Here is a 19,267-nt window from a genome sequence, read left to right on the forward strand (position 1 = left end):
AAAGGGTGTCGATGACGATCACCGCCGAGTCCCGGTTCGCGCGCTATCCGTCGCTCGCCGGTCGCACCGCCTTCGTCAGCGGCGGCGCCACCGGCCTGGGAGCGGAGTTCGTCGCGCAGCTGGCCGCGCAGGGCGTGCGCGTGGCGTTCGCCGACGTCGATCGGGCCTCGGGAGCCGAACTGGCCGCCGCCGTCGCCGATCGCGGCCACCCCGAGCCGTTCTTCCAGGAGGTCGACGTGCGGGACGTCGAGGCCCTCCGGAACGCGATCGTCCGCGCGGCCGACCGCCTCGGCCCTCCGACCGTCCTCGTGAGCAACGCGGCGAACGACAGCCGACGATCGGTCTCCGACATCGACGTGGCCGGATGGGACGACGGGATCGCCGTCAACGTGCGCCATCACTTCTTCGCCGCCCAGACGGTCCGCCCGATGATGAAGGCCGCCGGCGGCGGATCGATCGTCAATCTCGGCTCGATCAGCGCCCACATCGACTTGGTCGACCTCCCCGTGTACATCACGGCGAAGGCCGGCATCGAAGGGCTGACCCGCACGCTCGCGCGAGAGTTCGGCCCGGACGGCATCCGGGTGAACTGCATCGTCCCCGGCTGGATCATGACGCAGCGCCAGCTCGCCAACTGGGTGGGCGAGGCGGAGCGTGAGAAGATCCTGGCGGCGCAGTGCCTGCCCGAGCTCCTCATCCCCGCGGACGTCGCACGTCTGCTGCTCTGGCTGGCCGCGGACGACTCTCGGATGGCGACGGCCCAGACCTGGGTCATGGACGGAGGATGGCAGTGAGAGCGGAGCAGATCACGTCGCCTGTCGCGTGGCACGGCGAGGGCCCCTTCTGGGACGATGCCGGGCAGCGGCTGCTGATCGTCGACATGCTCGCCGGCGCCGTCGTCGACCTCGCGTCGTTCGCGCACCCGCGACGCTACGACGTCGGGAGCCCCGTCGCAGCCGTGATCCGCCGTCGCGGCGAGGGCGGCTTCATCGTGGCGACCGAGCACGGCTTCTCGCTGTTCGACGAGGACTTCGCCCGGGTCGAGCGCCTTCCCGACCTGCTCGACGATCCCGCCATCCGGCTCAACGAGGGCGGCTGCGACCACACCGGCCGGTTCTACATCGGTTCGATGGCGTACGACTCGACCCCGGGCGCGGCCGCACTCTACCGGCTCGACCCCGACGGTTCCACGCACACGGTGCTGACCGGGGTCACCATCTCGAACGGCCTCCAGTGGAGCCTCGACGGCGCGCTCGCCTACTACATCGACACCCCCACCCGGCGCGTGGACGTGTTCGACGTGGACCCGTCGGACGGCACGCTCCGCGACCGGCGTCCCCTCGTGCGGTTCGGCGACGACGTCGCCGGCTCCCCGGACGGGATGACCATCGACTCGGAGGGCGGCATCTGGGTCGCACTCTGGGGCGGCGGGGAGCTACGGCGGTTCGACCCCTCCGGCGCGCTGACCGAGGTCGTCGAGGTGCCAGGCGTCAGCCACACGAGTGCGGCGGCATTCGGGGGCGCCGAGCTCGACACCCTTTACATCACGTCCTCCCGTCAGCACCTGCCCGACGACGCCGAACCCGAGGCCGGCGCCGTCTTCGCCGTGCGCCCCGGGGTGCGCGGCGTCCCGCTGCCGTCCTACGCGGGCTGACCCGGCGTCCGCACTCCGTCCACCAGCCGCGGAACACTCCACGGGTTCGCCTCCTGCAGCGCGGGAGGGAGCAGCACGTCGGGGGTGTCCTGATAGGCGACGGGACGGAGGAAGCGCGCGATGGAGGCGGTCCCGACCGACGTGAAGTGCGGAGCGGTCGTGGCCGGATACGGGCCGCCGTGCTGTTGCGCGTAGGTCACCGACACCCCGGTGGGCCAGCCGTTCCACAGCACACGCCCGGCCCGGCCGGCCAGCAGCTCCAGCAGCGGGCCGACCGGATCCCCGTCGACGCCCTGGACGGTCGCGGTCAGCTGACCGGGGAGGGCGCGCGCCGCTGCGAGGAGCTCGTCGGCCGATCCGTACCGCACGAGCACCGCTGCCGGCCCGAAGTGCTCCTCCAGCAGCTCGTCGGCGTGGGCCAGGAAGGTCGTCGCGTCCGTGCCGTAGATCGTCGGCACCGGCTCCTGCGCCTCGGCGGGAGAGCCGATCAGCAGCTCGACATCGTCGCGCTCGGCGAGCGGCGCGAGGCTGGCGAAGTAGCCGCCGCGGATGGCGTCGGTGAGCATCGGGCCGCCGGACGTGCCGCGGACCGCCTCCACCACCTCGTCGGCGAACGACGAACCGGCTGGAACGAACAGCACACCCGGCTTGGTGCAGAACTGCCCGACGCCCAGGGTCAGCGACGCGGCGAAGCCGGCCGCGATCTCCCGGCCGCGCGCGGCCGCGGCCGCCCCGGTCACGAAGACCGGGTTCACGCTGCCGAGCTCGCCGTAGAACGGGATCGGCTCGGGCCGGGAGGCCGCCAGGTCGAAGAGCGCCCTGCCCCCGCAAGCGACCCGGTGAACGTGGCCACCGTGAGCCGCGGGTCGAGGACGAGCGCCAGCCCGGCCTCCCGCCCCTCCACCAGGGCGAACGCCCCGCGCGGCGCACCCGCGGCGGCGAGCGCCTCGTGGAGGTGCACGGCGACGGCGCGGCTCAGCTCGGGGTGCGCGGAGTGCGCCTTCACGACGACGGGGGCGCCCGCGGCGATCGCCGCGGCGGTGTCGCCGCCGGCCACCGAGAACGCGAACGGGAAGTTGCTGGCGGCGTAGACCGCAGCGGGGCCGAGCGGCCGGAGCATCCGGCGCAGGTCGGGCCGGGCACCCATCGGCCAGTCGGCGTCGGCGTGGTCCACGATGGCGTCGAGATAGCCGCCGTCCTCCACGACGCGCGAGAAGAGGCGCAGCTGGAAGGTCGTGCGGACCAGCTCGCCGCGCAGCCGCTGCTCGGTGAGCCGGCTCTCGCGCGCGGCCACGGCGACCAGCGCCTCGGCGTCGCCGTCCAGGCGATCGGCGATCGCTCGCAGCCAGGTCGCACGATCGCCCGGCCGGGAGTTCACGAGCGCCGGCGCGGCGTCCGCCGCCGCCGACATGGCGGTCTCGAGCTCCACGGCGGCCTCTGTCTCCTGAATCATCGTGTGCCGCCTTCCTGGCCGCGGCCCACTTTCGTCACCGGGTTCACCAGCCTGCCGATGCCCGCGATGTCGACGGCGACCTCGTCGCCGGGCAGGAGCGTGAAGTCCGCCTCCGGCACGACGCCGGTGCCCGTGAGGAGGATGGCCCCATCCGGGAACTCGAGCGCCCGGAACAACCAGTCGGCGAGATCCTCCAGCCGCCGCGCGAGCTGGTCCGTGGACGCAGCTCCGCTGAAGACCACCGCGCCGCCCCGGCGGATCTCGAGCCCGATCGCGAACGGCGGTCCCGCCTCCCACGCCGGCACGATCTCCGGGCCGAGACCGCACGCCGCCGTGTAGACCTTCGCCTGCGGCAGGTACAGCAGGTTCTCGCCCTCGATCGACCGGCTCGAGGCGTCGTCGCCGGCGACGTACCCGAACAGGCCGCCCGCGGAGTCCAGCACGAGGCCGAGTTCCGGCTCCGGCACGTTCCAGTCCGAGTCGGCGCGGATCCCGACCGGCTCGCCGGGGCCGACCACCCGTGCGCCGGTCGACTTGAAGAACAGCTCGGGCCGCTCGGCCGCGTAGACGCGGTCGTAGGGGGTGCCGTCGGTCGCCTCCTCGATCCGGCCGTCCCGGCTGCGCCGGTACGTCACGCCGGCCGCCCAGACCTCCTGCTGCGGGTCGATCGGGGCGAGGATGCGCGAAGGGCTCAGACCGCCGCCCGTCGCGCTCTCGACGTGCTCGCGGGCGTCCGCCGGCGTCAGGCGCAGCAGCTCCGACAGGCTCGACCCCAGCGGCGAGTACTCCTCGCCGCGGCGCACCGCCCAGACGATCGCGCCGTCGGACTCCACCCGCGCCAGCGCCGTCCCCGGCCGGGACGTGTTCGCCGTGCTGCTCGTGTTCTCCGTGCTGCCGGTGTTCTCCGTGCTGCCCGTGTTCTCCGTGCTGCTCAATGCGACTCCCTCGTGACCTCGGACCCGCTCGACCCGACCAGGAAGTCCAGGTCCGCACCGGTGTCCGCACCCAATACGTGTTCGATGTAGAGCTTCTGCCAGCCGCGGTCGGCGCGGGCGAAGGCGTCCACCTGCCGCTGGGACGCCGAGCGGCGGGCCAGCTCGTCCGCGTCGACGAGCAGCTCGATGCGCCTCGCGGGGACGTCGAGCGAGATCAGGTCGCCGTCCTCGACGAGCGCGAGCGGACCGCCGGCCGCCGCCTCGGGGGCGACGTGCAGCACGACCGTCCCGTACGCGGTGCCGGACATCCGGCCGTCGCTGATCCGGACCACGTCGCGCACCCCCTGCTTCAGCAGCTTCTGCGGCAGCGGGAGGTTGCCCACTTCCGGCATCCCCGGGTAGCCCTTGGGACCGCACCCGCGCAGGATGAGCACCGAGTCGGCGTCCACGTCCAGCTCGGGGTCGTCCAGCCGGGAGTGGGCGTCCTCGATGGAGTCGAAGACGACGGCCCGGCCGGTGTGCACCAGCAGCTCGGGGCTCGCGGCCGCCGGCTTGATGATCGCGCCGCGCGGGGCGAGGTTGCCGTGCAGGACGGCGATGCCCGCGTCGTCCTGGAGCGGGTCCGCGCGCAGCGCGATCACGTCGCGGTCCCACACCTCGTGCCTGCCCAGGTAGTCGGTCAGCGGCCGGCCGGTGACCGTGGCCGCTGCGGGGTCGAGGAGGTCGGCGAGCTGATCGAGCACGGCCAGGAAGCCGCCCGCCCGGAACAGGTCCTCCATCAGGTAGGTGCCGGCAGGCTGCAGGTTGACCAGCAGGGGCACGTCGGCGCCGATCCGGTCGAAGTCCTCCAGGGTCAGGTCGATGCCGAGCCGGCCCGCGATCGCCAGCAGGTGCACGACGGCGTTCGTGGAGCCGCCGATCCCGGCGAGCGCGACGATCGCGTTGTGGAACGACTCCTTCGTGATGACCTGCGAGATGCGCCGGTCCTCCAGCGCGAGCTCGACGGCGAGCCGGCCCGAGGCATGGGCGGCCTCCAGCAGCCTGCTGTCGGCGGCCGGCGTCCCGGCGACGCCGGGGATGGTCATGCCCAGGGCCTCCGCCATCAGACCCATGGTCGAGGCCGTCCCCATGGTGTTGCAGTGGCCCTTGCTCCGGATCATGGTCTTGTCCGTCGCCTCGAACTCCTCCGCGGCGAGGGTGCCGGCGCGCACCTCCTCCGACAGCTTCCAGACGCCGGTGCCGCACCCCATGCGCTCCCCGCGGAAGTAGCCGTTGAGCATGGGGCCGCCGGGAACGACCACGGCGGGCAGATCCACCGAGGCGGCGCCCATGAGCAGCGCCGGGATCGTCTTGTCGCAGCCGCCGAGCAGCACGACCGAGTCGATCGGGTTCGCGCGCAGCATCTCCTCGATCGCCATCGCGGCCATGTTGCGCCACAGCATGGCGGTCGGCTTCACCAGGGTCTCCCCCAGCGAGACGACGGGCAGGTTGACCGGCACGCCGCCGGCCTCCCAGACGCCCTGCTTGACGTACTCCGCGACCTCGTTCAGGTGCAGGTTGCACGGCGTGAGGTCGCTCGCCGTGTTGGCGATGGCGATCTGCGGGCGCCCGTCGAACGCGTGATCGGGGACGCCGCGGCGCATCCACGCGCGGTGGATGTACGGGTCGCGGCCGTCGCCGCCGTACCAGCCCTGGGAACGGACCATGTCTGTGTTCTCCTTCACGTCGTCGTGCCCCTCAGGGCACGAGTATTCCTCGTCCGACCGCACCGGCGACGAGCCGGCGGTAGGCCTCGCCGACCTCGGCCAGCGGGAGGCGGTCGCCGATCAGGCGGTCGATGGGCAGCTTCCCCGCGAGGTAGAGGGCGAAGATGCGCGGGAGGTCGAGCTGCGGATTGCTCGATCCGTACAGCGATCCGACGACCCGCTTCTGCCGCTGGACCAGTTGATTGAGCGGGACGGCGAAGCCGGCGTCGGCGGCGCCGAGGCCCACCGCCACGAGCGTGCCGCCCGGGGCCACGCAGGCCAGCGCCTGCTCCAGGGTCGCCGTCCGCCCGATCGCCTCGATCGCCCACGGCACCCCGGCCCCGCCGGTGAGCGCGAGCACGCGCTCCACCACGTCCTCGTTCCGGGCGTCGATGGTGTGGGTGGCGCCCAGCTCGCGAGCGAGCTCGAGCTTCGCCTCGTCGACGTCGACCACGATCACGGGATGCGCCCCGACGAGGGCCGCCCCCATCACGCTCGAGAGGCCGACGCCGCCCGCGCCGAGGACCAGGAGCGGGCCGCCGGCGGCTTCCCGCACCTCGTGGAAGACCGCTCCCACGCCGGTGATGACGGCGCAGGCGGAGATGGCCGCGACCTCCGGCGGCACACCGTCCGGGACGGCGACCGTCGCGTTCTCGTTCACGACGACCCGCTCGGCGAAGCACGACACGCCCATCAGGTGGTGCAGCTCGCCGCCGTCGCTCTGGGCCAGTCGCGATGTCCCGTCGGGGAGGCCGCCGGCCTGCGCCTGGACGGCTCCGAGCTCGCACAGCACGGGATTGCCCGCGACGCACGCCGCGCATCGTCCGCAGCGCGGCCGCCAGAGCAGCGCGACCCGGTCGCCGACGCGCACGCGTCCGGAGCTCTGCGGCCCCACCTGCTCCACGATCCCGGCGCCCTCGTGGCCGAGCACGAGCGGCAGCGGGGCCGTGAGGTCGCCGGTCATGTAGTGGTAGTCGCTGTGGCACACCCCGGCGGCCTCGATGCGCACCAGCAGCTCGCCCGCCCCGGGATCGGCCAGCCGGACCTCTTCGACGTCGGGCGCCCGGCCGGGCGCGCGCAGGACGACGGCCCGCACGCCTCAGGCCCGCTCGCCGGAGGCGGCAGGGACCGCCGGCCGATCCTGCCCGGCCACGAGCTGGTCGCGCAGGCTCTCGCGCACGACGCACTGCTCGAACGCGAACGAGTCGGCGAGTGCTTCCAGGTCCTCGCCGGTCAGCCCGCGGAACAGCTCCGCGTACTCGTCGGCCAGCGGTTGCGCGAACAGGAGGTTGTTCAGCACCGTCGCCACGGTGTCGAAGCGGCCCCACGGGTACGGCTTCCACTCCGGGAACTCCCGGGCCATGAGCGCCTGCACGGCCTCGCTCACCGGGCGGACGCCCTCCCCGCCGAGCCGGTCGCTGCCCCACTGGTCGGCGGCGAGCCGGTTCTTCTTCGCGACGAAGCCGTCGAAGCGCTGCCGGTACGGGGAGTCCGCGGCCACCTCCGCCAGCCCCTGCCGGCCGAGGTCCTTGTACATCCAGCTCGTCCAGCTGACGTCGAACTCGCGGTAGAGCTCGAGCTGGTCGGCGAGGATCTGCCGGCGCATCGCGTCCGTGCGCTCGTCACCGGTGTAGATCGGCGCGAACTCGCCGACAATGATCGGCGTCCCGGTGCGCCGGGCGTACTCGGACCGCTGCAGGAACTTCTCACGGGCGTAGGCCGCGTCGATGTAGGTGCCGTCGGTGTAGCCGGGGTAGTCGCCGCCGCGGCCGAGACCCGCCGCCACGTAATCGTGCAGCGAGTAGACGACGTTCGGCCACGGCTCGTCGTCGAACATGTCGAACTCGGTGGAGTACGTGTTGCCGTCGAGGAAGATCGTGTGGTCGGGATCGATCGCCCGGACGGCCTCGTACAGCCGCCGGTAGAGCGGGCCGACCACCGCCCGCGACTCGTCCGCCGGCTCGTTCATGAGGTTGTAGCCGGCGACCCAGGTGCTGTCCTTGTAGTGCTCCGCGATGGCCTGCCAGATCGCGACCACGCGGTCCTGGAAGTGCGGATGCTGCCACAGGTGCGGCTCGTGCGTCGAGTTGTCCGAGTGCCAGTGGTGGTTCTGGCTGCCCGGCAGGGCGTGCAGGTCGATGATCGAGTAGATCCCGTGCCGCCCGGACGCCTCGATCGCCCGATCCAGGTGGTCGAAGGCCGTCGGCAGGATGGCGAACGGGTCGGCGTCGGACTCGAAGTGCCGGTAGTTCACGGGGACGCGGACGATCGTCATGCCGAGCGACCCGAGGAAGGCGGCGTCCGCCTCGCCGTAGAAGCTGTTCAGCAGGCGCTCGAAGTAGCGTCCGGCGCGCTCGGCACCGAGGACGGCCGCGACCCGGTCGCGCATGAGCGTCTCGTTCGCGGCGTAGCCGGTGATGAAGTTCTCCATGTTGAGCCAGCCACCGACGCAGACGCCGGTGAACCGGATCGGGCGTCCCCAGCCGTCGAGGAAGCCGGTCCCCTCCGTGCGCACGAATCCCGGCGGGCGTCCTTCGCTCATTCTGCTGACCTCACTGTCTGCTGACCTCACGGTCACGAAAGTTTTCTAAGAATTTACGACTGGTTTCGTCGCGATCTCAGGCTAAGGACGCGCACCGGGTGTGTCAAGCACGGTCGGCGCGGAGCCGCACCGTCGAGGACCTCACGATCAACCTGGTCGCGAGGTCGACCCGCGGCAGCTCGGCAGGCGCCTGACCGCCCTGCGCCTCCGGGGCGGAGAGCAGCAGGCGCACGGCCGCCTCGCCCATCTCGGCGATCGGCTGGCGGATCGTCGTGAGCGCGGGCGAGCCCCAGCTCGCCTCGGGCACATCGTCGAATCCGACCACGCTGAGGTCGTCCGGCACCCGGAGGTCCGCCGTCTTCGCCGCGTCGTAGACACCCATCGCCATGAGGTCCGAGCAGGCGAACACCGCGGTCGGCCGGTCGGAACCCGCCAGCACCGGAGCGATGGCGGCCGCGGCTCGCGCGCGGTCCCAGTCGCCGTGCACGACCACTGGAGCCGGGGCGCCCTGGACTTCCAGGGCCGAACGGAATCCGTCGATCCGCGCGCGGCTGTACAGGTGCGTCCGATCGCCGCCGACCACGGCGAAGCGACGGTGGCCGAGGGAGAGCAGATGCTCCGCGGCGGCGCGGCCGCCGTCCCAGTTGGTCACGCCCACGCGCATCGACGGCGCGCCCGGCTCGCTCATCGGCGTGACGAGGACGACGGGGATGCCCGCGGCCTCCAGCGCGGCGAAGTGGCCGGGAGCGGGATCGACCAGCACCACGATCGCGCCGCGCGAGGGCCGGCGCAGCAGCCGGGACACCCAGTTGCCGTCCGGCCGGGCGACGGTGATGACCACGTCGACGTTGGCGGCCGTCGCGGCGTTCTCGACGCCGGTGAGCACGCCGTTCGCCCAGGTTCCGTGCACATGGTTGACGACGAGGTCGATCATCGCCGGGGCGTCGGACTCGAGCGCGCCGGACCTCGGCGAGCTCGCCCGCGGCGCGCGCGCGTAGCCGACGGCGCGCACGGCGTCCATGACCCGGTCGCGCGTCGCGGGCGACACGTCGGTGCCTCCCCTGAGCACCTTCGACACCGTGGGGACGCTCGTCCCGGCCATTCCCGCCACATCGGAGAGAGTCGGCCGCTCGCGCCTGAGGCCCTCGTCGCTCATGACCGCAGCCTAGCCAGCCGTCAGTGCTTGCGCAAACTTTCGTAGAAAGAATGTATTGCGTTGCACCGTTTCTTGCTGAAAGCATGGCCGAACCATCCCACCGAACGTTGCGAATTGCGCAAATTGCCGGTGATGGTGGTTCACCTCTCCAGGTGTTCGACGAAGAAAGCCGCCGGAAACGCTTCCGGCCGATGGAAGAGAAGACACGCATGACGAACGGCCTGCTCTCGGGAACCGTCTCCCGGCGGGGACTACTCGCCGGCACCGGAGGACTCGCCGTCCTCGCCGCCCTCGCCGCCTGCAGCTCGCCCGGCGGCACGTCGACCTCGACGCTCAAATTCTGGAACATGCCGTGGGGAGGCACCGCCTTCTCGCCGCTGGACAAGAAGATCACCCTCGCCTACAAGCCCGCGAGCGGTCTCCCGGCGGCCGGCTACCAGGCCGTCCAGTGGTCCAACTTCACGACGACCTTCGCGTCCGCCCTCGCCTCGAACACCGGGCCGGCGGTCAGCAGCGGCGCCGGCACGCAGGCCTTCCAGTTCGCGGAGAAGAACTACATCGCGTACGCCGACTCCCTGTTCGACTCCTGGAAGAGCAATGGGATGCTCGACGACTTCCTGCCCGGCGTCCTCGACACGATGAAGACGAGGAAGGGCTACGTCGCCGTCCCATACAACCTCGACATGCGGGTGCTCTGGTACCGCAAATCGCTCCTCGAGAAGGCGGGCGTCGAGCCGCCGACCGACTGGCAGTCGTACCTCGACGTCTGCGCGGCGCTCAAGAAGATCGGCGTCTTCGGATTCGGGATCGCCTCCGGCGCACAGGGCAACGGCTTCCAGGTGCTGACCGGACTGCTGATCAACAACGGCGGCGGCCTCTTCAACGCCGACCAGAAGCCGGACTGCGTGACCCCGGCCAACATCGAGGCGCTCGAGTTCGTCGTCGAGATGATCCGCAAGGGCTATATGGACCCGGGGAGCGTCAGCTACTCCACCACCAACGCGCAGTCGCAGTGGAAGGCCGGCACCTTCGGGATGGGCTTCGAGAGCCCCGGCCTCGCGCAGGTGCTCGGCGGCCCGCTGGTGCAGGGAGTTCCAGGCCGATTCCAACGCGGTCACGATGATCGAGAAGTGGCAGCCCATCTGCAAGACCTGGGCCGCGCCGGGCGGCGACGCGCTGTTCGCCGACGTGACCCTGGTCGACAGCACTCCGGCGATGAGCACGTGGGCGCAGAGCCTGCTGTCGCAGAAGGCCACCCCCAAGGAGTCGCTGCAGACCCTGCAGAAGACCCTGACCTCGCAGCAGAAGTAGCTGATGGCCACCCCATCGACACTGGAGTCGGTCCGCCGCGCGCGCCGCGGCGTGGCGGTCGCGGGCCGGGGGCGACCCGGCGCGCGGCCGCCCGGGCGGCGCCTGAGCTCGAGCGCGCTCACGCTCGTCCTCTTCGCGACCCCGGCGGTCCTGCTGCTCCTCCTGCTCAACCTGTATCCCGTGCTGTACGCGGGTCAGCAGTCCCTGCGCAACGGAGACCTGGTCGACGCCGGCACGTTCGTCGGCCTGCAGAACTACGCGACCGTGCTGACCTCCCCGGAGTTCTGGCACGCCGCCTGGTTCACAGTCGTCTTCACGGTCGTCGGCGTCTTCGGGAGCTGGATCATCGGCCTCGGCCTGGCGCTGCTGCTGCGGACGCGCGTACCGGCGAACGGCATCCTCAAGGTCCTGCTGCTGCTCCCTGGGTGGTGCCGATCGTGGTCTCCTCCACGTCGTGGAACTGGCTGGTCGCCACCCCGCAGAGCCCGCTGCCGCTGGTCGCCAAGGCGCTGGGCTTCGGGGACGTGCTCTTCCTCGCCGACCCGCTGCTCGCACAGATCACCGTCTGCGTCTTCAAGGTCTGGATCAGCTTCCCGTTCATGATGATGATGATGTCCTCGGCCCTGGCGTCGGTCGACACCACCGTGTACGAGGCGTCTCGCGTGGACGGCGCGTCGCGCTGGAAGACCTTCCGGTTCATCACCCTCCCGATGATCTCGCGGTCCACCTACATCTCGTGGATCCTGATGACGATCTTCTGCGTGAACGACTTTCCGACGATCTTCCTGCTCACCGGCGGCGGCCCGGTGAACTCCACCCAGACCCTCGTGGTGCTCGCGTACACGACGGTGTTCCAGAACTTCCAGACCGGTCCCGGCGTCGCGATCGCATTCCTGATGACGATCGTGCTCGTCATCGTCAGCGTCACCCTCTACCGGCAGATCCGAAAGGCGGCCATCGAATGACGGCACTGGCTCAGCAGGCGGCGCCGGCCCGGCAGACCTCGCCCGCGCGGCGTCCCCGGCCCGAAGGCGACCGCGGCCGGTGGTGGCGGTTCTGCCTCCTCGCGGTCGTCACCGCCATCGTGCTCGTGCCGCTCGCCGCCGTCGTGCTGCTCTCCCTGCAGCCGGCGCTCGGCAGCTCCGCGACCGGTGCGACGCTCCAGAACTACGTGAGCGTCATCACCTCGACCGACCTCGGCGTCTGGGTGACCAACAGCCTCATCGTCACGCTCGCGACCGTGGTCGTCGCCGTCGTCATCGCCGCTCCCGCCGGCTACGTGCTCTCTCGGGGCCGCGGGAGGCTGGTGGCCGGATTCTCGCTCACCCTGTTCGTGATCCAGTCGCTCCCGGTGGTGACCGCGGTCATCCCGCTGTTCATCCTGTTCGCGCGCATCGGACTGGTCGACACGCTCGGCGGCGTCGTGATCCTGTACGTGGGCGGGACGATGTCCGTCGCCATCTGGATGATGGCGGCCTACTTCGACTCGATCCCGATCAGCCTCGAGGAGGCGGCCTGGATGGACGGCTGCTCGGTCTTCGGCAGCTTCACGCGGGTGGTGCTGCGCAACTCGCTCCCCGGCGTGCTGTCGACGGCGATCTTCGCCTTCCTGCTGGCTTGGAACGACTACCTGGTCGCCGTCATCTTCCTGCGCTCGGACCAGAACTACACCCTGCCGATCGGACTTCAGACCTTCTTCCAGCAGAACCAGACCGACTGGGGGCCGGTGATGAGCGTCGCGGTGGTGATGATGATCCCGCCGATCGTCGTCTTCGCTGTGCTCAACCGGTACTTCAGCGTCGGCGGGATCGGAGGGTCGCTGGCCGGGCGGTGAGGTCGGCGGCCCGGGCCGGGGAACCCCGGGCCGCCCCTCGCGGCTCTCGCGGCGGAGGTCAGGCCGGCCGCGCGCCGCGCCGGTTGGGCTTCTCGACGGGGGCGGCGTCGACGAACGCCCGCGCGATCGTGTCTCCGGCCGACTCGAACCAGAGGTGCAGCCGCGCGGGACCGCCCGGCGCGGGCACCGTGAGCGCCACCGCGTCGCTCAGACGATACGGATCCACGGCGACGGCCGCGGAGGCCTGCGCGGCGAGTGGATGCCCGTGCGACGGGGCGAGCGACCCCGGCGCCGACCACGCGGCGTGCACCAAGCCGTCCGCCGGAGAGGCGCCGTGATGCGAGACGTGCACCCCGACCGTGAACGCGTCCGTCGGCACGGGGATGTCGGCGCCGGCTCGCGCAGGCACCAGGTCCACGACGAGCACAGTGGGGCCGAAGGCGTCGGCGGTCTCCAGGCCGCCCAGGTCCTTCCGACGACGATCCGCATCCAGCAGGCCGGCAGATTCGTGCTCGACGTCGGTCAGCTCCGTGTACACATAGCCCGCGAAGCGGTCGTGCCGGCGGATCTCCTGCGTCTGCCAGCGCACGTGCCAGGCGCGCTCCAGGCTGGTGAACCCGGCCCCGAACTCGCTGTTCAGGATGGGGACGCCGTGCCGCGGGAAGTCGGCCGCGCCGTAGAAGGACTTGTCGACGACGAAGTCGGGGCCGAGCTTCACCTCGAACGTCTCCCGCTCCCCTGCCGCGAGCTCGGCGAGATTGCGCGCCCACGCAGCCGGATCCTCGTCGTAGTAGTGCCAGTCGACGAGATCGGTGCGCACGTGCGCCCACCCCGAGTTCTCCACGATCGGCCGGGTGGCGTCCAGCGCCCGCATCGTCTCGTAGGCGCGGACGGCCGCCGCCGCACGCTCAGGGCTGCCGGGGATGTCCCAATCCAGTCCCCATTCCTCGTTGTACAGGCCCCAGATCACGATCGACGGATGATTGCCGTCGCGGCGAACCAGCTCCGGCAGCTGCGCCTCGAAGGCCTCAGCGGCCTCGGCGCTGAACCGGCTCGGGCACGGCGGCTCCGCCCAGACCAGCATCCCGGAGCGGTCGGCGTAGTCGAGCCAGAGCGGCTCCTCGAACTTGAGGTGCTTGCGAACCAGCGAGAACCCCAGCTCGCGCGCGAGCTCGAGGTCGCGGACGAGCGTCGCCGCGTCCGGTGCGGTGAGACCGGTGCGCGGCCAATAGCCCTGGTCCAGGACGCCGCGCACATAGAGGCGCTCCCCGTTGAGGTAGAGCTCCTCGCCGCGGGTCTCGATGCGGCGCAGCCCACCGGTGACCGCGACGCGATCACCCGTCTCCCCGTCGCCGACGCTCAGGACCAGCGAGTACACGTGCGGGTCGGCGGGACTCCACAGCCGCGGGTCTGCCAGCTCGACCCGTCCGGCGAACCGGTCGCCTGCGACAGCGAACTCGGTCCGCGTGCCCGCCACCTCGACGACGACGGTACGGCCGTCTGCCCGGTCGCCCGCGACGATGCCCTCGAGGTCGAAGCCGGTCAGCGAGTCGCCGCGTACGGCGACGTCGGCCACGAAGCAGCGGCCGCGCGCCTCCAGCCACACGCTCTGCCAGATGCCGGAGGTCGGCGTGAACGCCACCCCGTCGTAGTCGTCGCGCGGGATCGAGCGCTGCTTGCCGTGCGGCAGCGCGCGCTTGTCGGCGGGCGCCTCCACATCCACACGCAGTTCCGCGGGCAGCCCGGGCGTGAGGAGGTCGGTGACGTCGAACTCGAACGAGCTGTGCCCGCCCGTGTGGCGCCCGGCCTCCACCCCGTCGATCGAGACGACGGCGCTGTGGTGCACCGCACCGAAGCACAGCACGATCCGACGGCCTTCCCAGGCCTCCGGAGCGATCAGCTCGCGCCGGTACACGGCTCGCTCCAGCCAGGTGCGCTGGACGCCGGACGCCTCGGTCTCCCACGCGAACGGCACGACGATCCGGTCCGGCGTGCGCTCGTCGCCCTCGAATCGCCAGACGCCGTTGAGACTCAGCCAGGCAGCGGAGCGGTCGCGGTCGGGGCGCGGGTACTCCGGCCTCGGAACGCGGGAGTCGTCGTCCGCGGTCCAGGTCGGGGCGCCGGCGATCGGCTCGGCGGTCGGTTCTGCGATGGTCATGGATCAGCCCTTTACGCTTCCGGCGAGGATGCCGTTGATGAAGTGCTTCTGCAGCACGATGAACAGGATGAGGAGAGGGATGAGGGCGACGGTCGCTGCGGCGAGCAGCTCGCCCGTCACCGTGGCGTAGTCGGCGCCGACCTTGTTGCCGGAGATGTTCTGCGCGAGCGTCGAGAGCACCACCTGCAGGGTGGCCATCCGGCTGGAGCTGGCGACGACCACAGGCCAGACGAAGTCGTTGTAGATGTTCATGATCGTGAGCACGGCCAGGCCGGCGAGCCCGGGCCGGATCACGGGCACGATCACGCGCCAGAAGATCCCGAACTCGCCGCAGCCGTCGACCCGTGCCGCGTCGAGCAGCTCGTCCGGCACCGCCGAGATGACCTGCCGCATCCAGAAGATCGCGAACGCGTCGACGGAGCCGGGGAGGATGAGCGCCTGGTACGTGTCGACCCAGCCGAGCTCCTTCATCTCCAGCAGCAGCGGGATGATCAGCACGATCGTCGGCAGCATCAGGGTCAGCAGCACCGCGCCGAAGATCAGGTTCTTGCCGCGGAAGTCGTACTTGGCGAACGCATACGCGGCGAGCGGGGCGAAGACGAGCGTGATCGCGCCCTTCACGAGCAGCACGATCCCGGTGTTGAGGAACCCCGATCCGATCGGGACGTCCTGCAGCATGCCGCGGAAGTTGTCGAGCGTGAAGCCGGACGGATCGAAGCCGAGCGGATCTCGGATGATCTCGGCGGCCGGCTTGAACGACGAGACGATCGCCCAGACGACCGGCGCGAGGAACGCCACCGTCAGCACGAGCAGGAACGCGTGCGAACCGACGTGGAGGCGGCGGCGCACGCGCCGGGGGCGACCCGGCGTCGCCGTGGCACGCGACGACTCGGGCGGTGTGGGCGTCGACGCAGTGAGCGCGGTCGCAGGGCGGGTGTCCAGATCGGCCATCGGTCAGTCCTTGGCTCGGAGGAGGCGGACGAACACGAGCGAGAGCGCCATGACGACGATCACGAGGAGGAACGAGTTCGCCGCTCCCGTGCCCAGGTCCGCCCGGGTGATGTGGTTGTAGAGGTAGAGGCCGGCCGTGGTGGTCGACCCGTAAGGGCCGCCCTTGGTCACCACGTACGGCTCGGCGAACATCTGGAACACCGCGAGCGTCTGCAGGACCGTGCAGAACATCAGCGACCGCCGCAGCAGCGGGACGGTGATGCTCCAGAGCTGCCGGACCCGTCCGGCCCCGTCGAGCGATCCCGCCTCGTAGAGGCTGTTATCGATCGACTGCAGGCCGGACAGCAGGATGATCACCACGAAACCGGTGGTCTTCCACAGGAAGAGCAGGGCGAGTGTGGGCTTCGCCCAGGCGCTCGTGACCAGCCAGCCGATGTGGGGCAGCCCGACGGCGCCGAGGACCGCGTTCACGGCGCCGTAGTTCTGGTCGAACAGCACGATCCAGATCTGCGCGACGGCGACCAGGGGCGTGACGAACGGCACGATGAACGCCACCCGGTAGAAGCCGCGCAACCGGAGCTTCGAGGTGTTCAGCAGCACTGCGATGACGACGGAGACCACCAGCTGGATGGGAACGATCAGCAGCCAGAGGATCCCCGAGTTCGCCAGCGAAGACCAGAAGTCGGCGCTGCCGAGCAGGTACACGTAGTTGCCCAGGCCGACCCACTCCGCCGCGCCCGCACCGTGCCAGTCCGTGAAGCTCAGCCGCAGGGTGAAGACGAGCGGGTAGATGCTGAACGCGAGGAAGATCGCGATGAACGGGAGCACGAACAGGTACGGGGCGAGCCGGCGGCGCCAGGGCAGGCCGCGCCCGCGGCGCCGCCTGCCGAGGCCGGTCGCCGGCGGTGCTGTCAGTGTGGTCGTCACGTCATGTCCTCGTGGTGCGTGCGTTCGGCGGAGGGGTCGGGCAGGCCGCTACTTGCGGTCGATGAGGTTGGCCTGGATGTCCTTCGACGACTGGTCGATCACCTGCCGGGGCGTCATCGTGCCGTCGAGCATCTTCTGGAGATCGTTGCCGAGATAGTCCACGGCGCCGGACCACCACGACGGGATCGGCGCGCCGCCCGGGATCTGCTTACCCGCCTTGATCGCCGTGCTCCAGAGGTCCTGGTCGCCCATCGCGGAGATCGGCTTGAACAGCGGCTTCGCCGGGTTCGCCGCGGGCTGGTAGGCGGGGATCGAGGTGTTGAGGCCGCCCGGGTAGACGCTGTTCGAGCCGTACACCGCGGTGTAGCCGGCCTTGTCGAACATCAGGAACTTGTAGAACAGCCACGCGAGCTGCGAGTTCTTGCCGCCCTTGGGCAGGACGAACGACGAGCCGCCCATCGCGCCGCTGCGAGCGCCGCCGTTCGACCAGGCGGGCAGCGACATGGCACGCCAGTCGCCGACCGTGGTCTTCAGCTGCTGCTGCGGTGCGAAGTCGAACCACTGCGCCCACGGGTAGAAGACCTCGCTGCTGGAGTCGAGGGCTCCGATGTCGCTCGGGCTGAGGTATTCGGCGCGCGTGCCCAGTCCCTGCTTCTGCACGGAGTCGAGCCAGGTCAGGATCCGGGTGTACTGGGGCGAGTCGAGCCGCAGCTTGCCGTCGGCGCCGGCGAGGCTGGTGCCGAGCTGGCTCGCGTACATCTCCAGCTGCAGCTGGCCGAGGAACGTGCTCTGCTCCAGATGGATGGGCTTGGATCCCGGCTTGTAGGCCTGGTATTTCTTCGCCGCGGCGATCAGGTCGTCGTAGGTCTTGATGGTGCTCGGGTCGATTCCCGCCGCGCTCAGAGCCTGCGCGTTGTAGAACAGGAGGCCGGGGTCGAGGTCGAACGGGACGCCGTAGATGCCGCCCTTGACGGTGTTGACGTCCACCTTCTGGCGGGCGATGTCTTTCGTGTACGGCGCGAGCACGCCTTTCAGGTTCCAGAGGTAGTCGACGTAGCCGCCGACCTTGGCGTCGTCCAGGAAGACGCCGTCCGGTACATCGGTGCCCGTGATGAGTGTGTTCTGCAGCTTGCTGTCGATGTCGACCGCCTCGTGCTTCACCGTGATGCCGGGGTAGACCTTGTTGAAATCCTTGATCGCCGCGTCGAACACCTTGAACAGGTCACCCGAGCGATCCCAGATCGTGATGGTGCCCTTCGGCGAGCTCGCGGTGGGGGCTTTGAGGACCGAGGTGTCGGACGTGGAGGCGCTGCCGGAGCCGATCTCCGGTCCGCAGCCGCTCAGGCCGATGGCGACGAGCGCCGCGGTGGCCACCGCCGCGACGCGGACAGCAGCGCCGCGGGCGTTGCGTGGTGTGAGCTTCATGACACTCCTTCGTGCAGGATTCGACGATACGTCGGCCGGGGGCTCCGCTCGACTCGAACGATTTGCCAACGTATGCAAACTGTAACTCAGATTTGCGAACGTTGCAAACGGTAGGATGCCTACGAACGCCGGGAGGAGTGGAAATGCCTGCAACACTTCGCGATGTGGCCGATCGGGCCCAGGTCTCGATGCGCACGGTGTCCAACGTGGTCAGTGGATACGAGCACGTCAGCGAGAAGATGCGCGCCCGCGTGACCCGCGCGATCGACGAGCTCGGCTATGTGCCCAACCCCGTCGCGCGCACCCTGCGGACGGGGAAGACCGGCCTTCTCTCGCTCGTCGTGCCGGAGATCGACGTCCCGTACTTCAGCGAGCTGGCGCGGGCCGTCATCGACGAGGCCGACGCGCTCGGCTTCCAGGTGATGATCGACCAGACCGGCCATGACCACGAGCGCGAGCGCCAGCTGCTGAGGGGCGGCGGCCGCCGGAACCTGTTCGACGGGATGCTGTTCGCACCGCTCGCCACCCAGGAGGAGCTCGATGACGTGAAGGCCTCCGACAGCCTCCCGCTCATCCTGCTCGGAGAGCACGCCTTCGACGGCCGCTTCGACCACGTCGCGATCGACAACGTGCGGGCGGCGCACGACGCCACGACCCACCTGCTCGACCGCGGTCGCACGCGCATCGCGGCCATCGGCGCCCAGCCCACGGAGACGTACGCCACCCCGCTGCAGCGCACGGAAGGGTTTCGACTCGCGCTGCAGGAGCACGGCCTGGAGCCGGTGACGGGGCTCCAGGCGACCACGCCGCACTACGGCCGCGCGGACGGCTACGCCGCGGCAGCGGCCCTCATCGAGCAGGACCCGCGCCCGGACGCGATCTTCTGCTACTCCGACCTGCTCGCGATGGGAGCGATCCGCGCGGTGTTCGACGCGGGACTGCGCGTGCCGGAGGACATCGCGGTGATCGGCATCGACGACATCGACGAGGGCAGATACTCGCGCCCCTCCCTGAGCACCATCTCGCTGGACACGCCGTTCATCGCACGCAGCGCGGTCGAGCGCCTCGCCGCCCGGATCGACGACCCGTCCCTGCCGACCAGGGAGATCGTGGCGCCGCACGAACTCATCGTCCGGGAATCCACAGGCGCCTGAGACGCATGGCGCCCGGGACCCG

Annotated in this window: 16 protein-coding genes; 5 read left to right on the forward strand and 11 right to left on the reverse strand. The window is 70.6% G+C overall.

Going from position 1 to position 19,267, the window contains the following annotated elements:
- Window positions 1-11 precede the first annotated feature (11 nt).
- On the forward strand, window positions 12-794 hold the full coding sequence (locus tag ACRAWC_RS08205; protein WP_431347283.1) for an SDR family NAD(P)-dependent oxidoreductase: 783 nt from the start codon (window positions 12-14) through the stop codon (window positions 792-794).
- The gene (locus ACRAWC_RS08210) at window positions 785-1,654 is read left to right on the forward strand and encodes an SMP-30/gluconolactonase/LRE family protein (RefSeq protein WP_431347284.1); all 870 of its coding nucleotides are present in this window, start codon (window positions 785-787) and stop codon (window positions 1,652-1,654) included. The genes ACRAWC_RS08205 and ACRAWC_RS08210 overlap by 10 nt, the downstream gene beginning before the upstream one ends.
- Here the strand turns inward: ACRAWC_RS08210 and ACRAWC_RS08215 are convergent.
- From ACRAWC_RS08215 to ACRAWC_RS08245, 7 genes are all read right to left on the reverse strand, one after another.
- Window positions 1,642-2,409 (reverse strand): hypothetical protein, encoded by a 768-nt coding sequence (locus ACRAWC_RS08215; protein ID WP_431347285.1) that lies wholly within the window; start codon window positions 2,407-2,409, stop codon window positions 1,642-1,644. The genes ACRAWC_RS08210 and ACRAWC_RS08215 overlap by 13 nt on opposite strands.
- Complete coding sequence (locus ACRAWC_RS08220) at window positions 2,406-3,107, reverse strand: aldehyde dehydrogenase family protein (protein WP_431347286.1); 702 nt, start codon at window positions 3,105-3,107, stop codon at window positions 2,406-2,408. The genes ACRAWC_RS08215 and ACRAWC_RS08220 overlap by 4 nt, the downstream gene beginning before the upstream one ends.
- Window positions 3,104-4,042 carry a fumarylacetoacetate hydrolase family protein gene (locus ACRAWC_RS08225; protein WP_431347287.1) on the reverse strand — a complete coding sequence of 313 codons (939 nt, stop codon included), beginning with the start codon at window positions 4,040-4,042 and terminating at the stop codon, window positions 3,104-3,106. Before ACRAWC_RS08225 ends, ACRAWC_RS08220 begins: the two co-directional genes overlap by 4 nt.
- Complete coding sequence (locus tag ACRAWC_RS08230) at window positions 4,039-5,748, reverse strand: IlvD/Edd family dehydratase (protein WP_431347288.1); 1,710 nt, start codon at window positions 5,746-5,748, stop codon at window positions 4,039-4,041. Before ACRAWC_RS08230 ends, ACRAWC_RS08225 begins: the two co-directional genes overlap by 4 nt.
- 31 nt (window positions 5,749-5,779) lie before the next feature.
- Window positions 5,780-6,883: a zinc-binding dehydrogenase gene (locus ACRAWC_RS08235; protein ID WP_431347289.1), complete on the reverse strand. Its 1,104-nt coding sequence runs from the start codon at window positions 6,881-6,883 to the stop codon at window positions 5,780-5,782.
- Between the two features lie 3 nt (window positions 6,884-6,886).
- The gene (locus ACRAWC_RS08240) at window positions 6,887-8,329 is read right to left on the reverse strand and encodes a glycoside hydrolase family 5 protein (RefSeq protein ID WP_431347290.1); all 1,443 of its coding nucleotides are present in this window, start codon (window positions 8,327-8,329) and stop codon (window positions 6,887-6,889) included.
- 103 nt (window positions 8,330-8,432) lie between these two features.
- Complete coding sequence (locus tag ACRAWC_RS08245; protein WP_431347291.1) at window positions 8,433-9,485, reverse strand: LacI family DNA-binding transcriptional regulator; 1,053 nt, start codon at window positions 9,483-9,485, stop codon at window positions 8,433-8,435.
- Between the two features lie 209 nt (window positions 9,486-9,694).
- Between ACRAWC_RS08245 and ACRAWC_RS08250 the strand changes: the two genes are divergently transcribed.
- Both ACRAWC_RS08250 and ACRAWC_RS08255 read left to right on the forward strand, forming a co-directional pair.
- Complete coding sequence (locus tag ACRAWC_RS08250) at window positions 9,695-11,761, forward strand: extracellular solute-binding protein (RefSeq protein ID WP_431347292.1); 2,067 nt, start codon at window positions 9,695-9,697, stop codon at window positions 11,759-11,761.
- Window positions 11,758-12,630 carry a carbohydrate ABC transporter permease gene (locus ACRAWC_RS08255; protein WP_431347293.1) on the forward strand — a complete coding sequence of 291 codons (873 nt, stop codon included), beginning with the start codon at window positions 11,758-11,760 and terminating at the stop codon, window positions 12,628-12,630. The genes ACRAWC_RS08250 and ACRAWC_RS08255 overlap by 4 nt, the downstream gene beginning before the upstream one ends.
- Window positions 12,631-12,688: 58 nt before the next feature.
- On the opposite strand, the gene ACRAWC_RS08260 is transcribed toward ACRAWC_RS08255, so the two are convergent.
- From ACRAWC_RS08260 to ACRAWC_RS08275, 4 genes are read right to left on the reverse strand one after another with little or no spacing between them, the layout of a single operon-like run.
- Window positions 12,689-14,788 (reverse strand): glycoside hydrolase family 2 protein, encoded by a 2,100-nt coding sequence (locus ACRAWC_RS08260; RefSeq protein WP_431347294.1) that lies wholly within the window; start codon window positions 14,786-14,788, stop codon window positions 12,689-12,691.
- A gap of 3 nt (window positions 14,789-14,791) precedes the next feature.
- Entirely contained in the window at window positions 14,792-15,739 is a 948-nt protein-coding gene (locus ACRAWC_RS08265; protein WP_431347295.1) for a carbohydrate ABC transporter permease, read from the reverse strand.
- Between the two features lie 3 nt (window positions 15,740-15,742).
- The gene (locus ACRAWC_RS08270; protein WP_431347296.1) at window positions 15,743-16,666 is read right to left on the reverse strand and encodes a carbohydrate ABC transporter permease; all 924 of its coding nucleotides are present in this window, start codon (window positions 16,664-16,666) and stop codon (window positions 15,743-15,745) included.
- Between the two features lie 48 nt (window positions 16,667-16,714).
- Window positions 16,715-18,091 carry an ABC transporter substrate-binding protein gene (locus tag ACRAWC_RS08275; RefSeq protein WP_431347297.1) on the reverse strand — a complete coding sequence of 459 codons (1,377 nt, stop codon included), beginning with the start codon at window positions 18,089-18,091 and terminating at the stop codon, window positions 16,715-16,717.
- Window positions 18,092-18,234: 143 nt separating this feature from the next.
- Between ACRAWC_RS08275 and ACRAWC_RS08280 the strand changes: the two genes are divergently transcribed.
- Window positions 18,235-19,245, forward strand: a complete 1,011-nt coding sequence (locus tag ACRAWC_RS08280; RefSeq protein WP_431347298.1) for a LacI family DNA-binding transcriptional regulator — start codon at window positions 18,235-18,237, stop codon at window positions 19,243-19,245.
- The last annotated feature ends 22 nt before the right edge of the window (window positions 19,246-19,267 follow it).

It is taken from the genome of Leifsonia sp. L25 (genome assembly GCF_050632895.1).